The 23,696-nt window shown below is 45.8% G+C and carries 20 protein-coding genes; 2 read left to right on the top strand and 18 right to left on the bottom strand.

Going from position 1 to position 23,696, the window contains the following annotated elements; genetic code table 11:
• Nucleotides 1-11: 11 nt before the first annotated feature.
• The 7 genes from ispD to rlmD form a co-directional block, all read right to left on the bottom strand.
• On the bottom strand, nt 12-719 hold the full coding sequence (gene ispD / locus R7F67_RS19700) for a 2-C-methyl-D-erythritol 4-phosphate cytidylyltransferase (protein ID WP_318057312.1): 708 nt from the start codon (nt 717-719) through the stop codon (nt 12-14).
• A 1-nt stretch (nt 720) separates the two neighbouring features.
• Nucleotides 721-1,002, bottom strand: coding sequence for a cell division protein FtsB (gene ftsB / locus R7F67_RS19695; RefSeq protein ID WP_005380907.1), 282 nt, complete (start codon nt 1,000-1,002; stop codon nt 721-723).
• A gap of 293 nt (nt 1,003-1,295) precedes the next feature.
• Nucleotides 1,296-2,597 (bottom strand): phosphopyruvate hydratase, encoded by a 1,302-nt coding sequence (gene eno, locus R7F67_RS19690; RefSeq protein WP_005383785.1) that lies wholly within the window; start codon nt 2,595-2,597, stop codon nt 1,296-1,298.
• Between the two features lie 78 nt (nt 2,598-2,675).
• On the bottom strand, nt 2,676-4,316 hold the full coding sequence (locus tag R7F67_RS19685; protein ID WP_021034029.1) for a CTP synthase: 1,641 nt from the start codon (nt 4,314-4,316) through the stop codon (nt 2,676-2,678).
• A 205-nt stretch (nt 4,317-4,521) separates the two neighbouring features.
• Nucleotides 4,522-5,325, bottom strand: a complete 804-nt coding sequence (gene mazG / locus R7F67_RS19680) for a nucleoside triphosphate pyrophosphohydrolase (RefSeq protein WP_318057311.1) — start codon at nt 5,323-5,325, stop codon at nt 4,522-4,524.
• Nucleotides 5,326-5,549: 224 nt separating this feature from the next.
• Nucleotides 5,550-7,769: a GTP diphosphokinase gene (gene relA / locus R7F67_RS19675; RefSeq protein WP_005380915.1), complete on the bottom strand. Its 2,220-nt coding sequence runs from the start codon at nt 7,767-7,769 to the stop codon at nt 5,550-5,552.
• A 123-nt stretch (nt 7,770-7,892) separates the two neighbouring features.
• Nucleotides 7,893-9,212: a 23S rRNA (uracil(1939)-C(5))-methyltransferase RlmD gene (gene rlmD / locus R7F67_RS19670; RefSeq protein ID WP_213961249.1), complete on the bottom strand. Its 1,320-nt coding sequence runs from the start codon at nt 9,210-9,212 to the stop codon at nt 7,893-7,895.
• 192 nt (nt 9,213-9,404) lie between these two features.
• On the opposite strand from rlmD, the gene barA reads away from it, so the two are divergent.
• On the top strand, nt 9,405-12,203 hold the full coding sequence (gene barA, locus R7F67_RS19665; RefSeq protein ID WP_033907441.1) for a two-component sensor histidine kinase BarA: 2,799 nt from the start codon (nt 9,405-9,407) through the stop codon (nt 12,201-12,203).
• A gap of 69 nt (nt 12,204-12,272) precedes the next feature.
• Here the strand turns inward: barA and acpS are convergent, their stop codons facing one another.
• The 11 genes from acpS to rpoE all read right to left on the bottom strand — a co-directional run bounded on the left by acpS (nt 12,273) and on the right by rpoE (nt 21,512).
• Nucleotides 12,273-12,653: a holo-ACP synthase gene (gene acpS, locus R7F67_RS19660; RefSeq protein WP_005380927.1), complete on the bottom strand. Its 381-nt coding sequence runs from the start codon at nt 12,651-12,653 to the stop codon at nt 12,273-12,275.
• Nucleotides 12,654-12,663: 10 nt separating this feature from the next.
• On the bottom strand, nt 12,664-13,398 hold the full coding sequence (pdxJ, locus tag R7F67_RS19655; RefSeq protein ID WP_005384579.1) for a pyridoxine 5'-phosphate synthase: 735 nt from the start codon (nt 13,396-13,398) through the stop codon (nt 12,664-12,666).
• Nucleotides 13,395-14,126, bottom strand: a complete 732-nt coding sequence (gene recO, locus R7F67_RS19650) for a DNA repair protein RecO (protein WP_005384578.1) — start codon at nt 14,124-14,126, stop codon at nt 13,395-13,397. The genes pdxJ and recO overlap by 4 nt, the downstream gene beginning before the upstream one ends.
• A 115-nt stretch (nt 14,127-14,241) precedes the next feature.
• Nucleotides 14,242-15,204, bottom strand: a complete 963-nt coding sequence (gene era, locus R7F67_RS19645; RefSeq protein WP_005380931.1) for a GTPase Era — start codon at nt 15,202-15,204, stop codon at nt 14,242-14,244.
• Nucleotides 15,197-15,874: a ribonuclease III gene (gene rnc, locus R7F67_RS19640; protein ID WP_005380932.1), complete on the bottom strand. Its 678-nt coding sequence runs from the start codon at nt 15,872-15,874 to the stop codon at nt 15,197-15,199. The genes era and rnc overlap by 8 nt, the downstream gene beginning before the upstream one ends.
• A 21-nt stretch (nt 15,875-15,895) precedes the next feature.
• A complete protein-coding gene (lepB, locus tag R7F67_RS19635; protein WP_005380933.1) occupies nt 15,896-16,795 on the bottom strand; it encodes a signal peptidase I in 900 nt (299 codons plus the stop codon).
• Between the two features lie 104 nt (nt 16,796-16,899).
• A complete protein-coding gene (gene lepA / locus R7F67_RS19630; RefSeq protein WP_005380934.1) occupies nt 16,900-18,693 on the bottom strand; it encodes a translation elongation factor 4 in 1,794 nt (597 codons plus the stop codon).
• 158 nt (nt 18,694-18,851) lie between these two features.
• A complete protein-coding gene (locus R7F67_RS19625; protein WP_005384575.1) occupies nt 18,852-19,322 on the bottom strand; it encodes a SoxR reducing system RseC family protein in 471 nt (156 codons plus the stop codon).
• A 2-nt stretch (nt 19,323-19,324) separates the two neighbouring features.
• Nucleotides 19,325-20,284: a sigma-E factor regulatory protein RseB gene (gene rseB / locus R7F67_RS19620; protein ID WP_005380941.1), complete on the bottom strand. Its 960-nt coding sequence runs from the start codon at nt 20,282-20,284 to the stop codon at nt 19,325-19,327.
• Complete coding sequence (locus tag R7F67_RS19615) at nt 20,281-20,907, bottom strand: sigma-E factor negative regulatory protein (protein WP_005380944.1); 627 nt, start codon at nt 20,905-20,907, stop codon at nt 20,281-20,283. Before R7F67_RS19615 ends, rseB begins: the two co-directional genes overlap by 4 nt.
• A gap of 26 nt (nt 20,908-20,933) precedes the next feature.
• Nucleotides 20,934-21,512 carry an RNA polymerase sigma factor RpoE gene (gene rpoE / locus R7F67_RS19610; protein WP_005380946.1) on the bottom strand — a complete coding sequence of 193 codons (579 nt, stop codon included), beginning with the start codon at nt 21,510-21,512 and terminating at the stop codon, nt 20,934-20,936.
• A gap of 554 nt (nt 21,513-22,066) precedes the next feature.
• Here rpoE and nadB point away from each other — a divergent pair.
• Nucleotides 22,067-23,680 (top strand): L-aspartate oxidase, encoded by a 1,614-nt coding sequence (gene nadB, locus R7F67_RS19605; protein ID WP_005380947.1) that lies wholly within the window; start codon nt 22,067-22,069, stop codon nt 23,678-23,680.
• The last annotated feature ends 16 nt before the right edge of the window (nt 23,681-23,696 follow it).

Here is a 23,696-nt window from a genome sequence, read left to right as displayed (position 1 = left end):
CTATCCTTTCTTTATTCGCCGCGCTCACGGCTTAGATAAAACTCGGCTAACGCAAGATCTTCTGGCTGAGTGATTTTTATATTGTTCGCATTCCCTTGAACTAAGGCTGGCTTCTCGCCTAACCATTCCAAAGCCGAGGCTTCATCAGTAATGGTTACACCCTGTTCTAATGCGTCAGCCAGTGCTTGAGTAAGCTGCTGAGTTTTAAACATTTGTGGAGTCAGTGCATGCCACAATGCTTCTCTATCTACCGTATGATCGATATCTTGTACTACGTTTGCTCGCTTCATTGTATCTCTCACAGGAGATGCGAGAATGCCACCCGTTGAGTGGGCGCAGCAAACATCAATCAAACGGTCAATGTCGGATGTTAATACACATGGCCTCGCAGCGTCGTGGACTAATACCCACTCGCTTTCCAGATGCTCATTGACATAGTTTAGCCCTGATAACACAGAGTCTGCTCTTTCTTTACCACCAGCTACACGAATCACATCTGGGTGCTTAGCAATGGACAATTCTGGGTAATATGGGTCGCCGTCAGTAATGGCAACGACAACCTTAGAAATATTTGGGTGAGAAAGCAGTTTCTCTACGGTATGTTCCAGTACCGCTTTACCTTCGATCAATAAATATTGCTTAGGGCGATCTGCCTTCATTCTGCTCCCTACACCAGCAGCAGGCACAATTGCGATATGCGATGAGTTCATATCCAACATTTTAATGGTTTTCCTCACCTATAATGCGGTAAAAAGTCTCGCCATCTTTAACTAAACCGAGCTCATGACGCGCACGTTCTTCAATCGCATCAAGACCTTGCCTTAAGTCATCAATCTCAGCGAACATTTCATTGTTGCGAGCTTGTAGCTTGCTGTTCACTTGTTGCTGAACTTCAATTTCATCTTTTACTGTGTAGTAGTCAGACACTCCGTTTTTACCAAACCATAGAGTGTATTGAAGCAAGCCAAACAGTAGCGTAAGGGCTATAACAAAGATTCGCATATCGCTGCTAACATTCTGTACCGGAAGGAATTAGATAAGGTGACATATATAGCATAAATGCGAGGTTGCCTCTAGGGGAGAAAGGGAGACTCACACGCTCCTTACAAGAAATAGGCAGCAAAATGAAACAAAGAGACTTCTCTACTCTCTCTCCTCGTTCTATGGAATCACAAATGAACGTAAGCGAAAGACATCAAAAAGCAAAGCCTGTTCTCATATGTCAGATACAAAAACACCCCGCCAAAGCAGGGTGTTTTAAAAGCTTTAAGTTAAGCTGCTAATTCAGTGAAGAATTAAGCTTGACCTTTAACTTCTTTAAGACCGTTGAAAGGAGCGCGCTCACCTAGAGCTTCCTCGATACGGATTAGCTGGTTGTACTTAGCAACACGGTCAGAACGGCTCATAGAACCAGTTTTGATTTGACCTGCAGCTGTACCTACCGCTAGGTCAGCGATAGTTGCATCTTCAGTTTCGCCAGAACGGTGAGAGATTACTGCTGTGTAACCTGCGTCTTTAGCCATCTTGATTGCAGCTAGAGTCTCAGTTAGAGAACCGATTTGGTTGAACTTGATAAGGATAGAGTTAGCTACGCCTTTCTCGATACCTTCAGCAAGGATCTTAGTGTTAGTAACGAATAGATCGTCACCTACTAGTTGAAGCTTGTCACCTAGTAGTTCAGTTTGGTGCTTGAAGCCATCCCAGTCAGACTCGTCTAGACCGTCTTCGATAGAAACGATTGGGAATTGGTTAGCTAGTTCAGCTAGGTAGTGGTTGAACTCTTCAGAAGTGAAAGTTTTACCTTCGCCTTTCATGTTGTAGATGCCAGCTTCTTTGTCGAAGAACTCAGATGCAGCACAGTCCATAGCTAGAGTAACGTCTTTACCTAGTTCGTAACCAGCAGCTGCAACAGCTTCTGCGATAACTTCTAGAGCTTCAGCGTTAGATTTAAGGTTAGGAGCGAAACCACCTTCATCACCAACTGCAGTGCTGTAGCCTTTAGACTTAAGAACTTTAGCTAGGTTGTGGAATACTTCTGCACCGATACGTAGACCTTCTTTAAGAGTCTTAGCGCCAACTGGTTGGATCATGAACTCTTGGATGTCAACGTTGTTGTCTGCGTGCTCGCCACCGTTGATGATGTTCATCATTGGTAGAGGCATAGAGAACTGACCTGCAGTGCCGTTTAGCTCAGCGATGTGCTCGTATAGAGGCATGCCTTTCGCAGCAGCAGCAGCTTTAGCGTTTGCTAGAGAAACAGCTAGGATAGCGTTAGCACCGAATTTAGATTTGTTTTCAGTGCCGTCTAGTTCGATCATTACTGCGTCGATTGCAGCTTGGTCTTTAGCGTCTTTGCCAACTAGAGCTTCAGCGATTGGGCCGTTTACAGCTTCAACTGCTTTAAGAACACCTTTACCTAGGAAACGTGCTTTGTCACCGTCACGTAGCTCAAGAGCTTCGCGAGAACCAGTAGATGCGCCAGATGGAGCTGCCGCCATACCTACGAAACCGCCTTCTAGGTGTACTTCAGCTTCTACAGTTGGGTTACCACGTGAGTCGATGATTTCACGACCTAGAACTTTAACGATCTTAGACATTAATGTTTCCTCTCGTTTCAAATATAAATGTCAATCTTAAAGGGCAGCAGCACAACCTTCGCCGCCGCCCGTATCCTTTTACTTCTCGAATTCGCCGCGTGCGTTTTGGCCCGCAGCCTTAACAAAACCTGCAAACAATGGATGTCCATCGCGAGGAGTCGAGGTGAATTCTGGGTGGAACTGAGCCGCTACAAACCATGGGTGAGCTGGGTTCTCAATCATTTCCACTAACTTCTTGTCCGCAGATAGACCTGATACTTTTAGGCCTGCTTTTTCGATTTGCGGACGAAGCACGTTATTCACTTCGTAACGGTGACGGTGACGTTCATGGATCGTCGCGCTACCGTACAGTTCACGAGCTTTAGTCCCTTTCTCTAGGTGACACAACTGTGAACCAAGACGCATCGTACCGCCTAGGTCAGACTTTTCAGTACGCTCTTCTACGCTACCTGATTCGTCTACCCACTCTGTGATCAAACCTACCACAGGGTACTTAGTCTCTTTGTTAAATTCTGTTGAATGTGCACCTTCCATACCCGCAACGTTACGCGCGTATTCGATTAGTGCAACTTGCATACCCAAACAAATACCTAGGTAAGGCACGTTATTTTCACGTGCATATTGAGCCGCACGGATCTTGCCTTCAATACCACGATCGCCGAAGCCACCTGGTACTAGGATCGCGTCCAAACCTTCTAGAAGTTCAACGCCTTTTGTTTCGATATCTTGTGAGTCTACATACTTAATTGTGACGCTTAGACGGTTTTTCAAGCCAGCGTGTTTAAGCGCTTCGTTCACAGATTTGTATGCATCTGGTAATTCAATGTATTTACCAACCATACCGATGGTTACTTCACCAGTAGGATTTGCTTCTTCGTAGATAACCTGTTCCCATTCAGAAAGGTCTGCTTCCGGAGCAGTAATACCAAAGCGAGCACACACAAGATCATCTAGACCTTGAGATTTAATCAACTGAGGGATCTTGTAGATAGAGTCTACATCCTTCATTGAAATTACTGCTTTTTCTGGAACATTACAGAACAGTGCGATTTTTTTACGCTCATTCGCAGGAATAACGCGATCGCTACGGCAAACTAGGATGTCTGGCTGAATACCGATAGATAGAAGTTCTTTTACAGAGTGTTGCGTCGGCTTAGTTTTCACTTCGCCCGCTGCCGCTAGGTAAGGAACAAGTGTTAGGTGCATGAACATTGCGCGCTCACGGCCTAGCTCAACAGCTAGCTGACGAATCGCTTCCATAAATGGTAGTGATTCGATATCACCAACAGTACCGCCAACTTCAACGATAGCCACATCATGGCCTTCAGAACCTGCAATAACGCGATCTTTGATTGCGTTAGTGATATGAGGGATAACTTGAATAGTTGCGCCTAGGTAGTCACCACGACGTTCTTTACGAAGTACGTCGGCATAAACACGACCTGCAGTGAAGTTGTTACGCTTGGTCATCTTGGTACGGATGAAACGCTCGTAGTGACCAAGGTCAAGGTCAGTCTCTGCGCCATCTTCTGTAACGAACACTTCACCGTGCTGAGTAGGGCTCATTGTGCCCGGGTCAACGTTGATGTAAGGGTCAAGCTTCATCATAGTCACTTTAAGACCACGAGCTTCTAGAATAGCCGCAAGAGATGCTGCTGCAATACCTTTACCTAGAGAGGATACAACCCCGCCAGTAACAAAAATGTAATTTGTCGTCATGTTTAACCTGAAATTGGTTGAATGAGGGAAATGGAGTGCTTCTGGACGGGAGATAAATATACCAGAAGCTCCTTACCGCCACAACGTGAAATCTATCACACCGTAATTTTTTATTTTTTGCTTCAAATCAAAGTGAGCAAAGACAAACCAAAGTCCGTTTTCGTGTAACCAAACAAGCTGACCTTATATTATGTATTCTGCCAGTTTACCTCTGCCTCGATTCTTCTTGTTTTACTTCATCCCAAAAATGGTCAAGTTCTGATAAAGAACAATCTGTAAGTACTTTGCCTGACTGCTGGACCTTGCCTTCAACTTGTTTAAAACGTCGCGCAAACTTTACGTTTGCTTTTCCTAGCGCGACTTCTGGGTTTTTATCAAGGTGGCGAGCCAAATTGACAGTCGCAAATAGCAAATCACCGAGCTCCAATTCAACTTTCTCTTCATCGGGCTGAACTTGCAGTGCCTCTTCCATGACTTCGTCAATTTCTTCTCGTACTTTATCGACAACCGGGCCAAGTGAATCCCAATCAAACCCAAATTTTGCACATTTTTTCTGAATTTTTGTAGCACGAGAAAGTGCCGGTAAAGAGTTTGGTATTGAGTCTAGGATACTTTCTTCCGCTTTGCCTACTAGGGCTTTTTCTTTTGCTTTTTCCTCTTCCCAGTTCGCGTTAATTTCCTCGTCAGATTCAAACTCAACATCTGAAAAAACATGCGGGTGGCGACGAGTCAGTTTTTCGTTCACGGTTTCAACGACATCCGAAAAGTCAAACAGCTCTTGCTCTTTCGCTAGCTGACTGTAAAAAATCACCTGAAACAACAAATCCCCTAGCTCTTCTTTTAGATTGGGCCAATCTCGATTTTGAATCGCGTCCACCACTTCGTAGGTTTCTTCTATAGTATGCGGAACGATGGTGTCAAAGGTTTGTTTTAAGTCCCAAGGGCAACCGTTTTCTGGGTCACGCAGCTTCGCCATGATTTGTTCTAACTGTTCAATTGGATGACTCATTTTTTGTTCCTTTAAACCTTTCTATTAAAGAAAAAGGTGAGCAGCCAAAACCACTCACCTTCTACATTATATTTTCTCAGCAGCTTTCACTAAGTAATTGTTACTTTGACAAGGCAACAAATTTTCGCGACTCCTGAGCATAGCTCGCCTATGTGATGAGCCTGGGCCGGCACTCCGGAGTGAGCGCAGGCAACAACGCTACAACGATAACTATGACGAGAGTTTTAGCCGAGGCGTTTCACCGTCATGACATCCTTGATCTGTTCCACACGCTTCGAAACCCGCGAAAGCACCTCAATATTGGTGACTTCTAGGTCAAAGTCCATGATGGCAAGTTGACGTCTGTAGTCGACTCGGTTCTTCATACTGGTCACTTTGATCTTTTCGTTGGCGAACAGTGTCGTAATGTCTTTGAGTAGACCACCTCGCTCCATCGCTTCAACACGCACGGTGAGGATGTATGACCCCACAAAGCCGCTGCCCCAGACTGTATCGATGATGCGCTCTGGCGCATGATGGCGCAGTTCTTCTAGCTGTTCACAGTCACTACGGTGTACTGAAATCCCACGACCTTGCGTTATGTAACCAGAGATATCGTCACCTGGAATTGGCTGACAGCAACGTGCTAGATGTGTCATTAGGTTATCGACGCCTTCTACTACAACTGCGTCTTTTTTCGGTCGGCTTTGCGCGGGTGATTTATGCTCAGCTTCTTGCAGTTTTTCCAGTGCTTGCTGGTCTTCTTCCTCTGCCGTTGGCTTGTTAACTAACGCGTTGATATGGTTAATGATTTGGTTGATGCGCAAATCACCACTACCTACACCAACATACAATTCATCTGGTGTTTTGACGTTAAACCGCTTGAGGGCGTAATGCTCTGCATCTTTTAACGTTGCGCCAATTTTGGCTAACTCATGCTCAAGGATTTCACGACCTGCTTCGAGGTTCTTCTCACGGCTTTGTTTTCGGAACCAGGCGTTAATTTTGGCACGCGCACGACCAGAATGAACGAAGCCTAATGATGGGTTTAACCAGTCACGTGATGGGTTAGGTTCTTTCTGAGTGATAATCTCGACTTGGTCACCCATATGTAATTTATGCGTGAACGGCACAATACGACCTCCGACTTTGGCACCGATACAACGGTGTCCCACTTCGGAGTGAATGTGATAGGCAAAATCTAGCGGCGTTGCCCCCATTGGCAAATCGACAACATCACCACGTGGTGTAAAGGCATAAACACGGTCATCAAAGACTTGGCTACGCAGTTCATCGAGCATTTCGCCAGAGTCAGACATTTCTTCTTGCCAATCCAATAGCTTACGCAGCCACGTGATCTTCTCATCATAACCGCTTCGGCTGCTTGCCCCTTCTTTATATTTCCAGTGCGCTGCAACACCCAGCTCCGACTCTTCATGCATTTGCTTGGTACGAATCTGGATCTCGATGGTTTTGCCTTCTGGCCCTAGAATTACTGTATGGATCGATTGATAACCGTTTGGTTTAGGGTTAGCAACGTAGTCATCAAACTCGCTCGGTAGGTGCTTGTATTTGGTGTGAACTACGCCTAAAGCCGCGTAACAATCTTGCAGTTTGTCCGCGATGATACGCACTGCTCGCACATCAAACAGCTCATCAAAGGCCAAACTCTTTTTCTGCATTTTTCGCCAAATGCTGTAGATGTGCTTAGGTCGACCACTCACTTCGGCATTGATGCCCGACACTTCCATTTCGTGCGTGAGGTCTTCAACAAAGTCTTTGATGTACTGTTCACGAACGATGCGTCGCTCAGAAAGCTGTTTGGCAATTTGTTTGTAAGTTTCCGGTTGTTGGTAGCGGAAAGCGTAATCTTCAATTTCCCATTTCAGCTGACCGATGCCTAATCGGTTTGCTAGCGGCGCATAGATGTTGGCACACTCTTTTGCCGCCGCACGTCGAACTTCATCTGGCGCTTTTTTAACTTCAATAAGGTTACAAATTCGTTCCGCGAGCTTGATAACTACGCAGCGGAAGTCATCCACCATGGCAAGCAGCATGCGGCGTACGTTATCTACCTGAGATGACGCTGCACTGCCTTCCATGTTGACGTTGAGTTGGCCAATAGCAGCCATTTCTTCAACGCCGTCGATTAATTTTATGATTTCTTTGCTGTATTTCTCTTCCAGAATTTCTCTGTTAAAAGCACCACTTGAAACCAAAGGAAACAGTTGAGCAGCCACTAAAGTGGCTTGATCCATAGACAAGGTGATCAAAATTTCGATCATTTCTCGTCCACGCCACAACAACAGCTCCGCTTGCTCGTTATCAGCTAATACCGTCTGGCAATCTCGATATACTTCGATTAAGCGTGAGGCTGTGTTTTTCTCTTGTCCTAGGCTAGCCACCCAGTTTTCGAGTTCAAACTGTTCATCTTGGTTTAAATGCGCGCTTCTTACCGCAACCATCTCATCATCCTAATTATTATATTCGTGTGGTTTGACTAACACCGTCCAGGTTAGTTCTTTTTACCGCGCGTACACGCTGGCTTTATGACCACCCACCACAAATAAGGGGTCAAAGTCCTAAAGTTAGGACTTTTCAAACAATGCCATCGATTCTAGATGACTGGTATGAGGGAACATGTCCAGCATACCTAATTTCGTTAATTTATAGCCTTGCTCTATCAAGCTTTGACTATCCCTAGCAAGGGTAGCAGGATTACAAGAAACATAAACTACACGCTGTGCGCCAAGCTCAGAAACTTGATCGATGATCCCACTCGCTCCCGCGCGTGCCGGGTCTAATAATACTTTATCAAACCGCTCTGCGGCCCAGGCTTGGCCTTCAAAATCTTGCTCAAGGTTAGCGTGATAAAATTGCGCGTTATTGATTTGGTTCAAAGATGCATTGTTTGTGGCTTTTTCTACCATCTCTGCAACACCCTCTACTCCAACCACGTACTTAGCTAATTTCGCAACTGGTAAACTAAAGTTGCCTAAACCACAGAACAAATCTAACACTCGGTCACTCTTTTGTGGGTCTAACCACTCAACCGCTTGTTTGACCATTTGTTGGTTTACACCTTGGTTTACTTGAATAAAGTTATTTGGTGCAAAAGGGATTTTCACTCCAACTTCTTGATAAAAAGGCATATCGCCTTCGATAAGGTCTAATTGTTCTGTCGATGGCATTAAGTACAACGATGCGCCATGACGTTTTGCCAACTCCGTTAGAGATTGAGTTTCACTCGTTGTCAGAGCGCTCAAGTGGCGCAGCGTAATACACGGTCCATTATCACCAAGTACCAACTCTACATGACCCAATTGTTCAGGCTTTTTGAACGCTTTTAGGGCTGAGTAAATCTCTGGCAGCAAAACATTCAGTTCCGGTGCTAGCACTGGGCAATCAGTCACTTGCGCAATTTGCTTACTCTGCTTTTTACGGAAACCAAAATGTAGCTGACGTGTTTTTTTATCAACAAACAAGCTCACTCTCGCACGGCGACGGTAGGCCTGCGAATCTCCCAATAACGGGGCATCTAGTTCAATGTCACTGCCTGAAAATTTTCGCATTAGCTGACGCAACGTTTGCTGTTTGTACGTCAATTGTTGGTCATAATCTAGATGCTGCAAATCACAGCCACCGCACTCATGATAATGTGGGCAAAATGGCTCCACACGAGCTTCACTCGGCTTAAGGATTTTAATCAACTTACCGCGAGCGAACTTGCTCTTTTCTTCCACCAATTGAGTGACCACCTCCTCACCCGGCAGTGCTCCATCAATGAACAATGGCTTCTTTTTGAGGTAAGCAATGCCTGCGCCGTGGTGATCTAAACGCTCTACTTGCACTGCTTGGTGCCGAGTATTGAGTTGGGTTTTCTTTTTCGGTTGAAAGATGCGTGCCATGCTCTATGCCTGATTTATGTGTAATTGCTCTTCGGCTTCACTATTCTTGATTGCAGCCGTTGTGTGATTCGAGTGACTTGATTATGCTTACCGTTTATTCGGTGACGTCACTTCTTTGCTCAAGGCTTTATCGTGCGCTTGAGAAATAATGCGTTATTTTCCCATATCCAGACTCCGATGTAATTAGATAACATGACCAGATATGGCTTACGAGCACGTGTAATTACACTAACTCTCGCTCCCACTCTCATTATTGGTTTATTACTGAGCGGCTTTTTCTCATTTAACCGCTACCAAGACCTTGAGAAACAAGTTATCACCACTGGTAACAGCATTATTGAGCCGCTGGCGATTGCCAGTGAAACTCATCTACTATCAGAAAGCCGAGAGGCGGTACGTCGCTTGATAAGCTACGCGCACCGCAAAAACTCCAAACTGGTTCGTAGTATCGCGGTATTTGATGAACATCATGAGCTCTTTGTTACCTCTAACTTTCATCCTAATTTTGAAGCCTTGATGTTCCCCAAAGATAAACCGATCCCGCAACTGGGTAATTCGGAAATCTACGAAAACTCACTGATATTGCGTGTCCCCATTTTGTCAGAAGGTCACTACTTAGCGGAGTTGTCGAACGAAAGCCAAGGCACAAAAGCGATTGGTTACATCGCCGTCGAGTTAGATCTCTCCTCCTTGAGGCTGCAACAGTATCAAGAAGTCTTCTCTGCATTTTTAGTTCTGGTTCTCGGTCTTGGCTTAGCAAGTGTGTTTGCTTCACGTCTAATGCACGATGTGACCCAACCTATCACCCACATGAAGAATGTCGTTGACCGCATTCGCCGCGGTCATCTTGATGTGCGTATCGAAGGCAAAATGCACGGGGAGTTAGACCAGCTAAAAAATGGCATCAACGCCATGGCGGTATCGTTATCAGAATATCACGTGGAGATGCAGCACAGTATAGACCAAGCCACGTCCGACTTACGTGAAACGCTTGAGCAGCTAGAAATTCAGAACGTTGAGCTGGATATCGCGAAGAAACGCGCGCAAGAAGCGGCCAGGGTTAAGTCAGAGTTCTTGGCAAACATGTCGCACGAGCTGCGTACTCCGCTCAATGGGGTGATTGGCTTTACTCGTCAAATGCTTAAAACGCAGCTTTCTAACAGCCAAACGGATTACCTACAGACGATTGAGAAGTCGGCGAACAACCTGCTGAATATCATCAATGACATTCTCGACTTCTCGAAACTTGAAGCGGGTAAGCTGGCGCTGGAAAACATTCCTTTTGATTTCCGAGAAAGTTTAGAAGAGGTAATTAACCTACAAGCCACAAGTGCACATGAGAAAGGGTTAGAAATCACCCTAAAAGTGGACCCTAAAATTCCACCGGGTTTAGTTGGGGATCCACTACGTATTCAGCAAATTTTGACGAACTTAGTCGGTAACTCAATCAAGTTTACCGAGCGAGGCAACATTGATGTTAGCGTAGAAATGCGCTCTCAATCAGGAGACTCCGTCGAACTGCAATTCATGGTGCGTGATACCGGTATTGGTATCTCTGAGCGTCAGCAAGCGCAGTTGTTCCAAGCCTTTAGCCAAGCGGATGCCAGTATTTCACGTCGTTACGGTGGTACTGGCCTTGGTCTGGTCATCACTCAGAAACTGGTGAGCCAGATGGGCGGCGAAATCAGTTTAACCAGCCGTCTACACCAAGGTTCAACCTTCTGGTTTACGGTGCGCTTGCACTCAACCGAGATGCCAATGAGCGAACTGATTGAAGTGGAACTTCTGACTGGGAAGCAGTTACTGCTGATTGAACCAAACATGCAAGCCGCATCCGTAACCCAACAGATTCTTAGTCAGGAGGGTATTTTAGTAACCTACCGCTCTTCGCTACCAAACAACGAAGAACAATATGATTATGTATTGTTGAATTTAGCGGCCAACCAGACTCACGATGCGGAAGTTATTACACCTTGGATAGAACAAGCGAAACGTATGGCTCCGAGTGTTCTCCTAGGGACACCGAGTACCGAATTGGCGCTTGCGGACCAAATAATGACTGAGCATCACGTCCAGTGCCTGACGAAGCCATTGTCTCGCCGTAAGTTGCTACAAAGCCTGATTAGCGAACATGTAGAATCGCCACCGGTATTAAGCGCTCCAATTACGCCAAGCGAAGGGGACCGTTTACCTCTCACTGTACTAGCAGTGGATGACAACCCTGCAAACTTGAAGCTGATCTCTGCACTGCTCCGCGAACGAGTAGAAACCGTCACCGCCTGTAGCAATGGCCAGCAAGCGGTGAACCTGGCGACAGAGAAAAAGTACGATTTAATCTTCATGGATATCCAAATGCCACAAATGGATGGGGTGACCGCTTGTAAGCACATTAAAGAGTTGGAGCTAAATAAAGACACGCCAGTGATTGCGGTAACGGCGCATGCCATGGCAGGGGAACGAGACCGCTTGCTCTCGGCAGGAATGGATGACTACTTGACCAAACCTATTGAAGAGCATGTGCTACAACAGGTTTTGGTTCACTGGAACCCCAATGCTTGTACAGAGAGCATTGGCAAAGTCGCCCCTTCATACGTTGATGAACCTGAAGGAAGCGCACCACAATCCGTTTCTTCACCTCAACAGGATGTGATTATTGATTGGCAAGCGGCCTTGAAACAGAGCGCGAATAAAGAGGATCTCGCCAAAGATATGCTGCGCATGTTGATTGAGTTCATCCCTGAAGTAGAAGCGGTTGTTGACCAAGCTCTAGAGCAAGAAGATATCTCTCGTGATGACCTAATTCATGTCATCCATAAGCTGCACGGCAGTAGTTCATATTGTGGCGTTCCAAGACTGAAGTCACTCTGTGCGACGCTTGAGCAAGCACTGCGCTCAGGGATCAGTCTTGAGGAGGTTGAGCCTGAAATGTTCGAGCTGCAAGATGAAATGATTAAAGTAACAACAACCGCAAAGTTATACCTTGAACAGTGATCTATTGAAGAGAAACAAAAGCCAGAGCAAATGCTCTGGCTTTTTAGTATTTTGTTTAAGACTTACAAGCTAGGATTCAAAAATGACCGTCGCCACAGCGTAATGACGCTCATCGGAAATGGACAGGTGAATGTGGTTAACACCCATCGCATCCGCTATTTGCTTGGCTGTGCCCGTCAATGCGAGTACTGGTTTTCCAAGCTCATCGTTCGAGATGGAAAAGTCGTGAAACGTGACCCCTTTTGCTATCCCTGTTCCCAATGCTTTTGAGGCCGCTTCTTTGACTGCAAAGCGCTTAGCAAGATAACGACCTTGCAGCTTAAGCTGTGAGAATTTGGCCATTTCTTCTTCTGAAAGAATCCGCTGAGCAAAAGGTTCACCACTACGAGCTAACGCTTTTTCAATACGCTCAATTTCTGCAATGTCGGTCCCTAACCCTATAATCGCCATCTAGATAGCCCTATGACTGGCGAGCCTCAATCATCAGTGCTTTCATGTCAGCAACCGCTTTATTTAAACCATCAAATACTGCGCGACCAATGATTGAGTGACCAATGTTGAGTTCGTAAATTTCTGGTAATGCAGCAATTGGTGCGACATTGTGATAAGTCAGGCCATGCCCGGCATTAACAATAATACCTAGGTCATGTGCATAACTCGCACCAGCAGCAATCTTCTTCAGTTCAGCTTGCTGTTCGTCTTCTGTCGTCGCATCTGCATAGTGGCCAGTATGCAGCTCAATAAACGGAGCGCCACACTTTTTCGCAGCTTCAATCTGTTGACGGTCAGCATCAATAAAGAGCGAAACTTTAATGCCGGCATCTGTCAGCTTTTTCGTCGCAGCTTTAATTTTTTCAAGCTGCCCTACTACATCTAAGCCACCTTCCGTCGTCAGTTCTTCACGCTTTTCAGGCACTAGACACACAAACTCTGGTTTAGTTTGCAGCGCAATCTCAACCATTTCGTCCGTCACTGCCATCTCTAGATTCATACGCGTTTGAATGGTTTCACGCAGAATACGTACATCACGATCCAAAATATGGCGACGGTCTTCACGTAAGTGGATAGTGATACCGTCCGCGCCTGCACGCTCTGCAATTTCAGCAGCGTGAACAGGATCTGGGTATTTTGTACCACGTGCATTACGTAGAGTGGCAATATGGTCGATATTGACGCCTAAATAAATTGAGCTCATTTTCCGTTACTCCGTGCTCTGGGGGTCTGAATGAAAAATTCACGACTTTTTAAAGGTTTGCCGCCAAGATACGGCTTTAAGGCTATACGTGTAAAGCGTTTTGCCGCTTTTAGCTGCTCTTTAGTGACGAACCGCCGCTCACTGATAGCAATCAGTTCATTCCCTAAAAACGTGAGGTTATCGCGCCTAACCGAAGCAATAAACCCTTTCTGTTCCCGGTAACGATAGGTCATTTCTGGATCGACGGGCTCGCCGGTACCTGCACAATGCAAAAAATCCACGCCATACCCCATCGCAGACAGCAAGGCTAACTCAAAACGACGCAGTGCAGGCTCAGGGTTCTCGTTGTGCGCCAACTCGGTTAACGCATGCAAATAATCATGAAATAGTGCTGGCATCGGCACTTCAGCCATCAAAATACGGCCAATCAGTTCATTGACGTACATGGCTGAGTAGAGATTAATGCCCGTTAACGGCAAACCTAGACTTATCGGCTCGGCTTGACGCAAAGTTTTCATTGAGCCTTTCCCCGACCATTTAAGTAATAGCGGGGTAAAAGGTTGCAATGCGCCTTTTAAGTTCGAACGCTTACTGCGCGCGCCTTTGGCCATTAAAGTCATTCGGCCATATTCCTCACTAAATACATCAAGGATTAAGCTCGATTCACTGTAAGGGCGTCGGTGCAATACAAAACAGCGCTGTAAACCTTCGGAAGACAGATTACTCATCTAAGTCATTGTGCCTAAAAAGTGTGAAATAAAAAATAAGGAGCCGAGCGGCTCCTTATTTTAATCGATACTGATTTTTCATCGATGTTGGAGCGAAGCACCTTCGCAGCCAAGATTATAAATCGTCTATATAACCCAACGATCGCAACGCTCGTTCGTCGTCTGCCCAGCCAGATTTCACTTTTACCCAGGTTTCTAGGTAAACCTTACGACCGAACAATTCTTCCATATCTAAACGCGCTTCGCGACCAATGGTCTTAATCTTCTCGCCGCCTTTGCCAATCACCATTTTCTTCTGGCCATTACGCTCAACAAGAATCAAGGCATTGATGTGGAAACCGTCGGTTTCTGGGTTGTAATCAAAACGTTCAATTTCAACCGTTACTGAGTATGGCAGCTCTTCACCAGTAAAGCGCATCAGCTTTTCACGCACAATCTCAGACGCCATAAAACGCTGAGAACGGTCAGTCACGTATTCTTCTGGGAAGTGATGCGTTGCTTTAGGTAAGTGATTACGCACGTGCTTACGCAGTACGTCAATGTTCTTACCTTGCTTGGCAGAGATTGGCACAACATCCACGAAGTCCATCTTCTTCGACATCTCCGCCATGTGTAGCATCACGTCGTTACGATCTTGTACGTTGTCGACTTTGTTTACACAAAGCACAACTGGGAAGTTCGATTTTTGAAGTTTGGTCAGCACCATCTCATCGTCTTTAGTCCAATGCGTACCATCGACTAAGAAGAACACAAGGTTTACATCACTCAATGACGAGTTAGCTGCACGGTTCATCAAACGGTTGATCGCACGCTTTTCTTCAATGTGAAGTCCAGGCGTGTCGACGTAAATCGCTTGGTAATCGCCGTCCGTATCCACACCCATAATACGGTGGCGTGTCGTTTGCGGCTTACGAGAGGTGATCGAAATCTTCTGACCCAAAATCTTGTTCAAAAGTGTCGACTTACCTACGTTTGGACGACCAACAATAGCAATAAAGCCACAGTGTTGGTTTTCTGGCGAGCTTGGCTCACCTTGTGATGCGAAAAACGCATCGATATCGAATTCGTTATCAGCCATTTGTTAATTGCTCAAGTGCTGTTTCAGCAGCCGCTTGTTCTGCCTTGCGGCGGCTGGTGCCTTTACCGATTACAGGCTTATCCACACCTGCTACTTCGCACTCAACCGTGAACTCTTGGTTGTGTGCTTCACCTTTAATATTAGTCACTGTGTAGACAGGCAGCGGTTTTCTTCTGCCTTGTAGGAACTCTTGTAGGCGAGTTTTCGGATCTTTCTGTGAAACGCCTGGTTTAATGGCTTCAAGGCGTGACTGATACCAACTCAGTACAATGCCTCGCACAACTTCAAGATCACTGTCTAGGTAAATTGCGCCAATAATGGCTTCAACCGCATCGGCTAAAATAGAGTCTCGGCGAAAACCGCCACTCTTCAATTCACCTGGACCTAATTTTAAATAATCTCCTAGATCGAATTCACGACCCAGTTCCGCCAATGTATGTCCGCGAACCAAAGTAGCACGCATGCGGCTCATGTCACCTTCGTTCACTTTTGGGAAACGATGGTACAGATCATCAGCGATGACAAAACTTAAAATTGAATCGCCCAGAAACTCAAGACGTTCATTGTGCTTACTGTTGGCGCTGCGGTGCGTCAGCGCCAAATTGATAAGCCCGGCATCTTGAAACTGGTAGCCGAGCTTTCTCTCTAGTTTATCAATTGGAGAATTCATACTCTCTCGATATTTGAATGGTTAGTGAATGCCACCGATGCGGTTAAAACGCACACCAGTTGGAATCCATGAAGGTAGAACACTATCTGCGCCACGATCAAACTCGAAGCTGATCCAGATCGCGACAGCTTTACCGACTAAGTTTGCTTCTGGAACAAAGCCCCAGTAACGGCTGTCAGCACTGTTGTCACGGTTATCACCCATCACAAAATACTGACCTTGTGGTACAACCCACTCTGTCGTGCCGCTGCGTGGGAAATATTGCTCCACGCGGTTACGCACAAGAGGGTTAACCAAAATATTGTGCTCAACGTTACCCAATTTTTCATCCAGTTGGATCATTGGAATACCGTTCGAGCTAAACTGACTTTCTTCAACATTGCTCAGTTTAACTGGCTTACATGCCGATTCGCCTTGGCTTTGCACGCAAAGCTGCTTATCACTTGAATAACGCACGATATCACCAGGTAAACCAACTACACGCTTAATGTAGTCCACACTTGGTTGTGGTGGGTATTTGAAGACCACGATATCACCACGCTCAGGCTTACCAGTTTCCACTAGCTGAGTACGCCATACTGGGTCTTTTAGACCGTACGCGTACTTCTCAACTAAAATGAAATCGCCAACCAGCAAGGTAGGCATCATTGAGCCTGATGGGATTTGAAATGGTTCGTAGATAAAAGAACGTAATACTAAAACGAACGCGATCACAGGAAAAATAGAGACGCTATTTTCAACCCACCAAGGCTGACGCTCAACTTTTTGCAAGGTCACTGCATCCAAACCATTAGACGTCTGAGCTTGAATCTCAGCCAGTTTTTCCTGACGCTTTTTCGCGAAAACCAGCTTTTCCAATAGCCAAACCACGCCAGTTACCAAAGTCGCAATAACCAACATCAGTGAGAATGTATTCGCCATTAAATTCCCTTATCTAAAAATACGAAAGTGAAAGAGCCGAAACCCTTTCACTTATTTTAATATCTAACGTCTTAAGACCGACAAGTGTGAGACAAAGTTCAACTTTAGTCTTTACCTACGTGAAGGATGGCTAGGAACGCTTCTTGAGGCAGCTCAACGTTACCGATCTGCTTCATGCGTTTCTTACCTTCTTTCTGTTTCTTCAGAAGTTTTTTCTTACGACTTACGTCACCGCCGTAACATTTCGCAATAACGTTCTTACGCAACTGTTTTACCGTTGAACGAGCGATAATGTGGTTACCAATTGCCGCTTGGATTGCGATATCAAACATTTGGCGAGGGATGAATTCTTTCATCTTCTCTACCAACTGACGACCGCGAGTCTGAGACTGATCTTTGTGTGTGATCATCGCCAATGCATCAACAGTGTCACCGTTAAGAAGAACGTCTACACGTACCATGTTCGAAGCTTCAAAACGCTGGAAGTTGTAATCCAAAGATGCGTAACCGCGTGATGTTGATTTCAGACGATCGAAGAAGTCCAGTACCACTTCAGCCATTGGAATATCGTAAGTCACAGCGACTTGGTTACCGTGATAAACCATATCAACTTGACTGCCTCGCTTTTCAACACACAGGGTGATTACGTTACCTAGGTACTCTGAAGGCACAAGGATATTACAACGTGCAATCGGTTCACGAATTTCTTCAATATCATTGATCGCTGGTAGTTTTGCTGGGCTATCAACATACAGCAGATCGCCATCCGTCTTCTCAACTTCGTAAACTACCGTTGGTGCTGTGGTGATAAGATCCAAGTCGTATTCACGCTCTAGACGCTCTTGGATGATTTCCATGTGCAACATGCCAAGGAAACCACAACGGAAACCAAAGCCAAGTGCCGCAGAGTTTTCTGGCTCGTAGAATAGCGATGCGTCGTTAAGGCTTAGTTTGCCTAGTGCGTCACGGAAGTTCTCGTAATCGTCAGAAGATACAGGGAACAGACCTGCGTAAACCTGAGGTTTAACTTTCTTAAAGCCTGGTAGCGGTTTATCACAACCATTCTTCGCTAGAGTCAGCGTATCACCAACAGGGGCACCAAGAATGTCTTTGATGCCACAAACAACCCAACCTACTTCACCAGTACGAAGGGTATCGGTATCTACTTGTTTTGGCGTAAAGATACCAAGGCGGTCTACACCCCAAACTTGGCCCGTACTCATCACTTTGATCTTATCGTTCTTCTTCAGTTCGCCGTTTTTAATACGCACTAGAGAAACAACGCCAAGGTAGTTATCAAACCATGAGTCAATGATCAGCGCTTGTAGTGGCGCATCTGGATCACCTTCCGGTGCTGGAATCGCTGACACAATGTTCTCTAGAACGTCGTCAACACCGATGCCTGTCTTCGCAGAACAGCGAGTTGCTTCCATTGCATCGATACCAACGATTTCTTCAATTTCTTCCGCTACACGCTCAGGATCAGCTGCAGGTAGGTCAATCTTGTTTAAGATTGGCACAACCTCTAGATCCATTTCGATCGCGGTGTAACAGTTAGCCAGTGTTTGAGCTTCAACACCTTGACCCGCATCCACAACCAATAGCGCACCTTCACAAGCCGCTAGAGAACGTGATACTTCATATGCAAAGTCAACGTGCCCCGGAGTATCGATGAAGTTCAGCTGATACGTCTCACCGTCTTTAGCGGTGTAGTTTAGCGTCACACTCTGAGATTTGATGGTGATGCCACGCTCACGTTCAAGATCCATAGAATCCAGAACCTGTGCGGCCATTTCACGATCGGTTAACCCGCCACAAACTTGGATTAGACGGTCTGATAGGGTCGACTTACCATGGTCGATGTGGGCGATAATCGAAAAGTTACGAATGTGCTTCATAGATTTAGGGTGACTAACTCTTTACAAATAGGGACAGTAAGAAACGCCATCTACTGACGGCATTTCAATCAAGTTGGCAGATTCTACCGAATTTCGTTAACGGGCGCACGTAATTTAAAGTACATACCCAAATAACCTTTAGTGGAGGGGGACAACACTTACTGGATTGGCTCTCCAAGTACCCTAACGAGGGTAACTTGGCGCTTAGATTCATCTTCTAACGGACGAGAAACACGTTTTGCGATCCACATTCCACCAGCGGCAAACAATACCGATGCCAATATGATGATGCCTTCCCCGCCGGCTGTCAGCGGCGCTAATAGGAAGTGACCAAACATCGCACCGATAATCAAACCAAACAATGGCAGTAAATAAACCGCCATTGCTGATTTTATTAGGCTCGACTCAGGAAAACCAATCTCGACGACTTGACCTATTTTCACCGATTTATCCGTGCGCAGGTGCCAAGATAAACTCTTGTTACCAATGGCTTTAGTAACAACGCCCGTTCCACAGCTTTTCTGTGAAGAGCAACTACTGCAACTGGTCTGCTGTTCGCAACTTAAATCAATTTCGTATTGCTTGCCGCGACGATGCACGTCTGTCACGGTAGCCAACGCGGTCATCATTGTTATTTACTCTTTGTTACATTAAATGTGACTGATTGGGCGATACGCTGTGCTGTGGTCGGTGGAATGTCTCCTACAACAGAGATTTCATGTTGACCGCTCACAAAACTGTGTAGCGTTCTTCTGCCTTGGCGAACCAACTGCCCTTTTAACGAATGCTCATCCTTGTTTGCTACGTAAACAGAGAAGCTAAACAGACCATCAGAATACAGCTGGCTCTCCACCATTTGGTTAGTAACGGCCATACGATAGCGGTTGAGCTCGTTCGGCTCGAAACCCTCAGGGATCCAACCAACCTGCCAATTACTGGTCCCAATATCGCCTTTTGGCATAGTGAGAACAGCAGGTAATTGAACATCTTGCAGGCCACTCATTAACTCTGCGATTTTTGGGTTTACCGTGTAAGAAATAGTGCGATATTGTTCAAGCATTTCACCATCGCGGTCCACAAGGTCGGCACGCAACGGCAATTTACTCTTTTCATCGATCCATAGTACGTATGAATAGCGCAGACCGTCTTTAGGAACAATACGCAGCACTTGTGTTGCCACACCAGCTTCACGAGCTCTACCCACTTTTACATAGTCGTAATACAAGTTTAGCTCATCGATATTGGTGTTGAGCATAGGCATAGTCGGAGCGACCATTTTACCTGACTCAATGGTGAACGGTTCTAAACCCGTTTCGATATAACTTACTTCAGTTCCGCGACGAATCACTTCACGCACAGGGCCACTTAAGTAGACAAGATGAGCATATTGATCGTCACCATGCGTGGCATGACGATACAGCAACGGCTCAATGCTGTTCTTTTTGATAAGGATATAAGAGAGTTCGTAACTTAAATTCTTACTCGCCTCGCTCATTTGATGCAATAAAGCCTCCGCTGGCTTGTCACCAGCAAAGGCTTGAGAAGACATCATACTGAACAGAGCGCAAGCGCTGATCAGAAATTTTTTCATTCAATATCCGGATTCAGATTTGCATCTTGTTGAGATGCATCACTGTTAATTCGTAACTGCAATTCGTAGTCTCGCAGCATAGCATGAACACGCTTGCGCTGCTCTTGCATATTTGCCTCGCCTACAGAACGTTCTACAGACTCACGAGTCAAACTCACTGGTTCTGCGCTGCCAGCAAACGGAACCGTCTGCAATACAGGTAATTGATCTGTTTGCGGCGACATTGAATCGCTACCACCGTACTGCTGTACACCTAAAATAACAACAAGCGATACACATGCAGCAACAGCAACTTGACCAAACTGCGTCAACCAACCTGGCAACTGACGTTTTGCTTTTTGCGGTTCTGGTTGCGACTCTTTTGGCGTATCCGCAATTGAGATAACATTTGCACTGTGCGAATCAAACGCACGGTGTGCAGGTTCATCTTCTAACGCTAACGCCACGCTTTCAGCAATATTCCACTCAGGTTTTGCTGGCGCTTCGCCTCGCATCACATCACCAATCAGGTGATAGTTCTGCCAAGCATCACGGCTCTCTTGGTCTTGCTCTAACTCTTGAATTAAAGCCTTATCGACCAATTCTCCATCCATGAGAGCTGAAAGTTTTTCTTTGTCAGCCATTATTTTCACCATAGTTATTACTTGTACTAGCGTTGCAAAAGAGGTCTGATTTTCTTTTCCACCGCCTCACGAGCACGGAAGATACGCGATCGTACCGTTCCTACCGGGCAATCCATCACTTCTGCAATTTCTTCATAACTCAAGCCATCGAGCTCTCGTAATGTCATTGCGGTTTTTAAATCTTCAGGTAAAGCTTCGATTGCACTGAACACCACCCGTTGCAATTCTTTGGACAACGTTAAGTTCTCAGGGTTCGATATTTCTTTAAGTGCACTACCTGTTTCGTAAAATTCAGCATCTTCAGCATCGACATCTGTCGCTGGAGGTCTACGCCCTTGAGCAACAATGTGATTTTTCGCAGTATTCACTGCAATGCGATACAGCCACGTATAAAACGCACTTTCCCCACGAAAGCTAGGGATAGCTCGGTAAGCTTTAATAAACGCTTCTTGTGCTACATCTGGTACATCGCCAGGATTACTAACGTATCTGGAAATAAGATTACATACCTTATTCTGGTACTTTGTTACCAACAGGTTGAATGCTTGCTTATCGCCATTCTGAACTCGCTCAATCAATACTTGATCGGTCAGCTGCTCGTTCATTCGAGCGGATACTCCTATTTGTTATGCCCCTACTCTTCTCAGATATGGGTACTAATTATGCAAAACGTAGTATTGACACCACTGCTTACTTGAGCACTATTGTGACCCTAACGTGAATGAGAAAGTTCCATGGTTTCTCAAGTTTTTTGTCATTGTTTTTTCACAATGTGATGTCTGTACCCAAATGACCACCGCTGCCTGACTTTAGTCTAAGTTTGACAAGCGAGCATCTTGGAGGGAAATGGGTATAATGAATGATCTCTGTCCCAGATTGTGCTGGGTCGGGCATGGAAAAGCAATGGCATTGACAAACTATTACTTTTCATTTGCATGGCTAATGGCTATCTGAACACCGCGTTACAAATTATAACTTAGGAAGCATGCTAATGCTCTGCATGAAAAAGAAGAGTGGCTCAGTCACCGCCGTAACACGGACGTCGATAGGTCTCCCAACTTAGCCCTTAGCGACAGATGTCGCGATAATGGAATGCACATGGTGTGCAAATAATACACAAGGTAACTTTGTTACCTTAGCTTGGGATTATAAAAGTTATATGAACACAAATCGTGAACATGAGTGTGATGTATTAGTGGTAGGGAGTGGCGCGGCAGGTTTGTCGTTGGCTTTGCGCGTTGCTAACCACTGTAAGGTGATGGTGCTGAGTAAAGGACCACGCAGCGAAGGGGCGACCTACTATGCTCAAGGCGGTATCGCTGCCGTATTTGATGAGTCAGACACCATTGATTCACACGTTGAAGACACGCAAATCGCCGGGGATGGTATTTGCGATGAGGAGACCGTAAGGTTCATTGCTGAGCATTCAAAAGAGTGTGTACAGTGGTTGATTGACGGTGGTGTCCCATTTGATCGTGAAGAAGATGACTCTGACGATGAACCTCGCTACCACTTAACTCGTGAAGGTGGTCATAGCCGTCGTCGTATTCTTCACGCGGCAGATGCGACAGGTATGGCGATGCAAACCTCCCTGCAAGATAACGCTCATAACCATCCAAACATTCATGTTCTCGAACGTCACAATGCTCTGGACTTAATCACCGAAGACAAAATTGGCGGTGATAAAAACAAAGTTATCGGTGCTTATATTTGGAACCGCAACGAAGAGCATGTCGAAACCGTGCGAGCCAAATTTGTGGTTCTCGCTACAGGTGGTGCTTCAAAGGTTTATCAATACACCTCTAACCCAGATGTGTCGTCTGGTGATGGTATTGCGATTGCTTGGCGTGCAGGGTGTCGTGTGGCTAATATGGAATTTAACCAGTTCCATCCGACGTGTTTATATCACCCAGAAGCACGTAACTTCTTGCTAACTGAAGCGTTACGTGGCGAAGGTGCTTACCTGCGTCGTCCAGATGGTTCTCGCTTTATGCCAGATTTCGATGAACGTAAAGAGCTTGCTCCGCGTGACGTCGTGGCTCGTGCTATCGACTTCGAAATGAAGCGTTTAGGTGCCGACTGTATGTATCTCGACATCAGCCATAAGCCTGCTGACTTTATTACGAAACACTTCCCAACCATTTATTCTCGTTTGATGGACTTGGGCATTGACATGACTAAAGAGCCAATCCCAATCGTACCTGCTGCACACTACACTTGTGGCGGTGTCATGGTGGATAGAAATGGCTGCACCGATCTGAAAAATTTGTATGCGATTGGTGAAGTTAGCTACACCGGGCTGCATGGTGCTAACCGCATGGCATCAAACTCACTTCTCGAATGCGTGGTTTATGCTTGGTCTGCGGCAAAAGATATTCTAAAACATCACACTAACGTTGAGCTACCTTCACAGGTGCCATGTTGGGATGAAAGCAAAGTAACCAATAGTGATGAAGAAGTGATCATTCAGCACAACTGGCACGAGCTTCGTCTGTTTATGTGGGACTACATGGGCATTGTGCGAACTGACAAGCGTTTAGAGCGCGCCTTACGCCGTATCCAACTGTTGCAACAAGAAACACACGAGTACTACAGCAATTTCCGAGTGTCGAACAACTTATTAGAACTGCGTAACCTTTTACAAGTAGCAGAGTTGATGGTTCGTTGTGCGATGCAGCGTAAAGAGAGTCGAGGTTTGCACTACACGCTTGATTATCCGAACCAACTGGAAAACAGCGGACCAACGATTTTGGTTCCAGCTAAACAGCTTTAACTCTACCGAGTAAACT

Source organism: Vibrio sp. YT-17 (genome assembly GCF_033337375.1).
GTDB classification, from domain to species: domain Bacteria; phylum Pseudomonadota; class Gammaproteobacteria; order Enterobacterales; family Vibrionaceae; genus Vibrio; species Vibrio alginolyticus.
This window is presented reverse-complemented; position numbering and strand designations above follow the sequence as displayed.

What these genes read in the sequence shown, in the direction of transcription:
- ispD (WP_318057312.1), bottom strand. Translation starts at nt 719, where the DNA reads ATGTTGGATATGAACTCATCGCATATCGCAATTGTGCCTGCTGCTGGT.
- ftsB (WP_005380907.1), bottom strand. Translation starts at nt 1,002, where the DNA reads ATGCGAATCTTTGTTATAGCCCTTACGCTACTGTTTGGCTTGCTTCAA.
- eno (WP_005383785.1), bottom strand. Translation starts at nt 2,597, where the DNA reads ATGTCTAAGATCGTTAAAGTTCTAGGTCGTGAAATCATCGACTCACGT.
- R7F67_RS19685 (WP_021034029.1), bottom strand. Translation starts at nt 4,316, where the DNA reads ATGACGACAAATTACATTTTTGTTACTGGCGGGGTTGTATCCTCTCTA.
- mazG (WP_318057311.1), bottom strand. Translation starts at nt 5,325, where the DNA reads ATGAGTCATCCAATTGAACAGTTAGAACAAATCATGGCGAAGCTGCGT.
- relA (WP_005380915.1), bottom strand. Translation starts at nt 7,769, where the DNA reads ATGGTTGCGGTAAGAAGCGCGCATTTAAACCAAGATGAACAGTTTGAA.
- rlmD (WP_213961249.1), bottom strand. Translation starts at nt 9,212, where the DNA reads ATGGCACGCATCTTTCAACCGAAAAAGAAAACCCAACTCAATACTCGG.
- barA (WP_033907441.1), top strand. Translation starts at nt 9,405, where the DNA reads ATGACCAGATATGGCTTACGAGCACGTGTAATTACACTAACTCTCGCT.
- acpS (WP_005380927.1), bottom strand. Translation starts at nt 12,653, where the DNA reads ATGGCGATTATAGGGTTAGGGACCGACATTGCAGAAATTGAGCGTATT.
- pdxJ (WP_005384579.1), bottom strand. Translation starts at nt 13,398, where the DNA reads ATGAGCTCAATTTATTTAGGCGTCAATATCGACCATATTGCCACTCTA.
- recO (WP_005384578.1), bottom strand. Translation starts at nt 14,126, where the DNA reads ATGAGTAATCTGTCTTCCGAAGGTTTACAGCGCTGTTTTGTATTGCAC.
- era (WP_005380931.1), bottom strand. Translation starts at nt 15,204, where the DNA reads ATGGCTGATAACGAATTCGATATCGATGCGTTTTTCGCATCACAAGGT.
- rnc (WP_005380932.1), bottom strand. Translation starts at nt 15,874, where the DNA reads ATGAATTCTCCAATTGATAAACTAGAGAGAAAGCTCGGCTACCAGTTT.
- lepB (WP_005380933.1), bottom strand. Translation starts at nt 16,795, where the DNA reads ATGGCGAATACATTCTCACTGATGTTGGTTATTGCGACTTTGGTAACT.
- lepA (WP_005380934.1), bottom strand. Translation starts at nt 18,693, where the DNA reads ATGAAGCACATTCGTAACTTTTCGATTATCGCCCACATCGACCATGGT.
- R7F67_RS19625 (WP_005384575.1), bottom strand. Translation starts at nt 19,322, where the DNA reads ATGATGACCGCGTTGGCTACCGTGACAGACGTGCATCGTCGCGGCAAG.
- rseB (WP_005380941.1), bottom strand. Translation starts at nt 20,284, where the DNA reads ATGAAAAAATTTCTGATCAGCGCTTGCGCTCTGTTCAGTATGATGTCT.
- R7F67_RS19615 (WP_005380944.1), bottom strand. Translation starts at nt 20,907, where the DNA reads ATGGCTGACAAAGAAAAACTTTCAGCTCTCATGGATGGAGAATTGGTC.
- rpoE (WP_005380946.1), bottom strand. Translation starts at nt 21,512, where the DNA reads ATGAACGAGCAGCTGACCGATCAAGTATTGATTGAGCGAGTTCAGAAT.
- nadB (WP_005380947.1), top strand. Translation starts at nt 22,067, where the DNA reads ATGAACACAAATCGTGAACATGAGTGTGATGTATTAGTGGTAGGGAGT.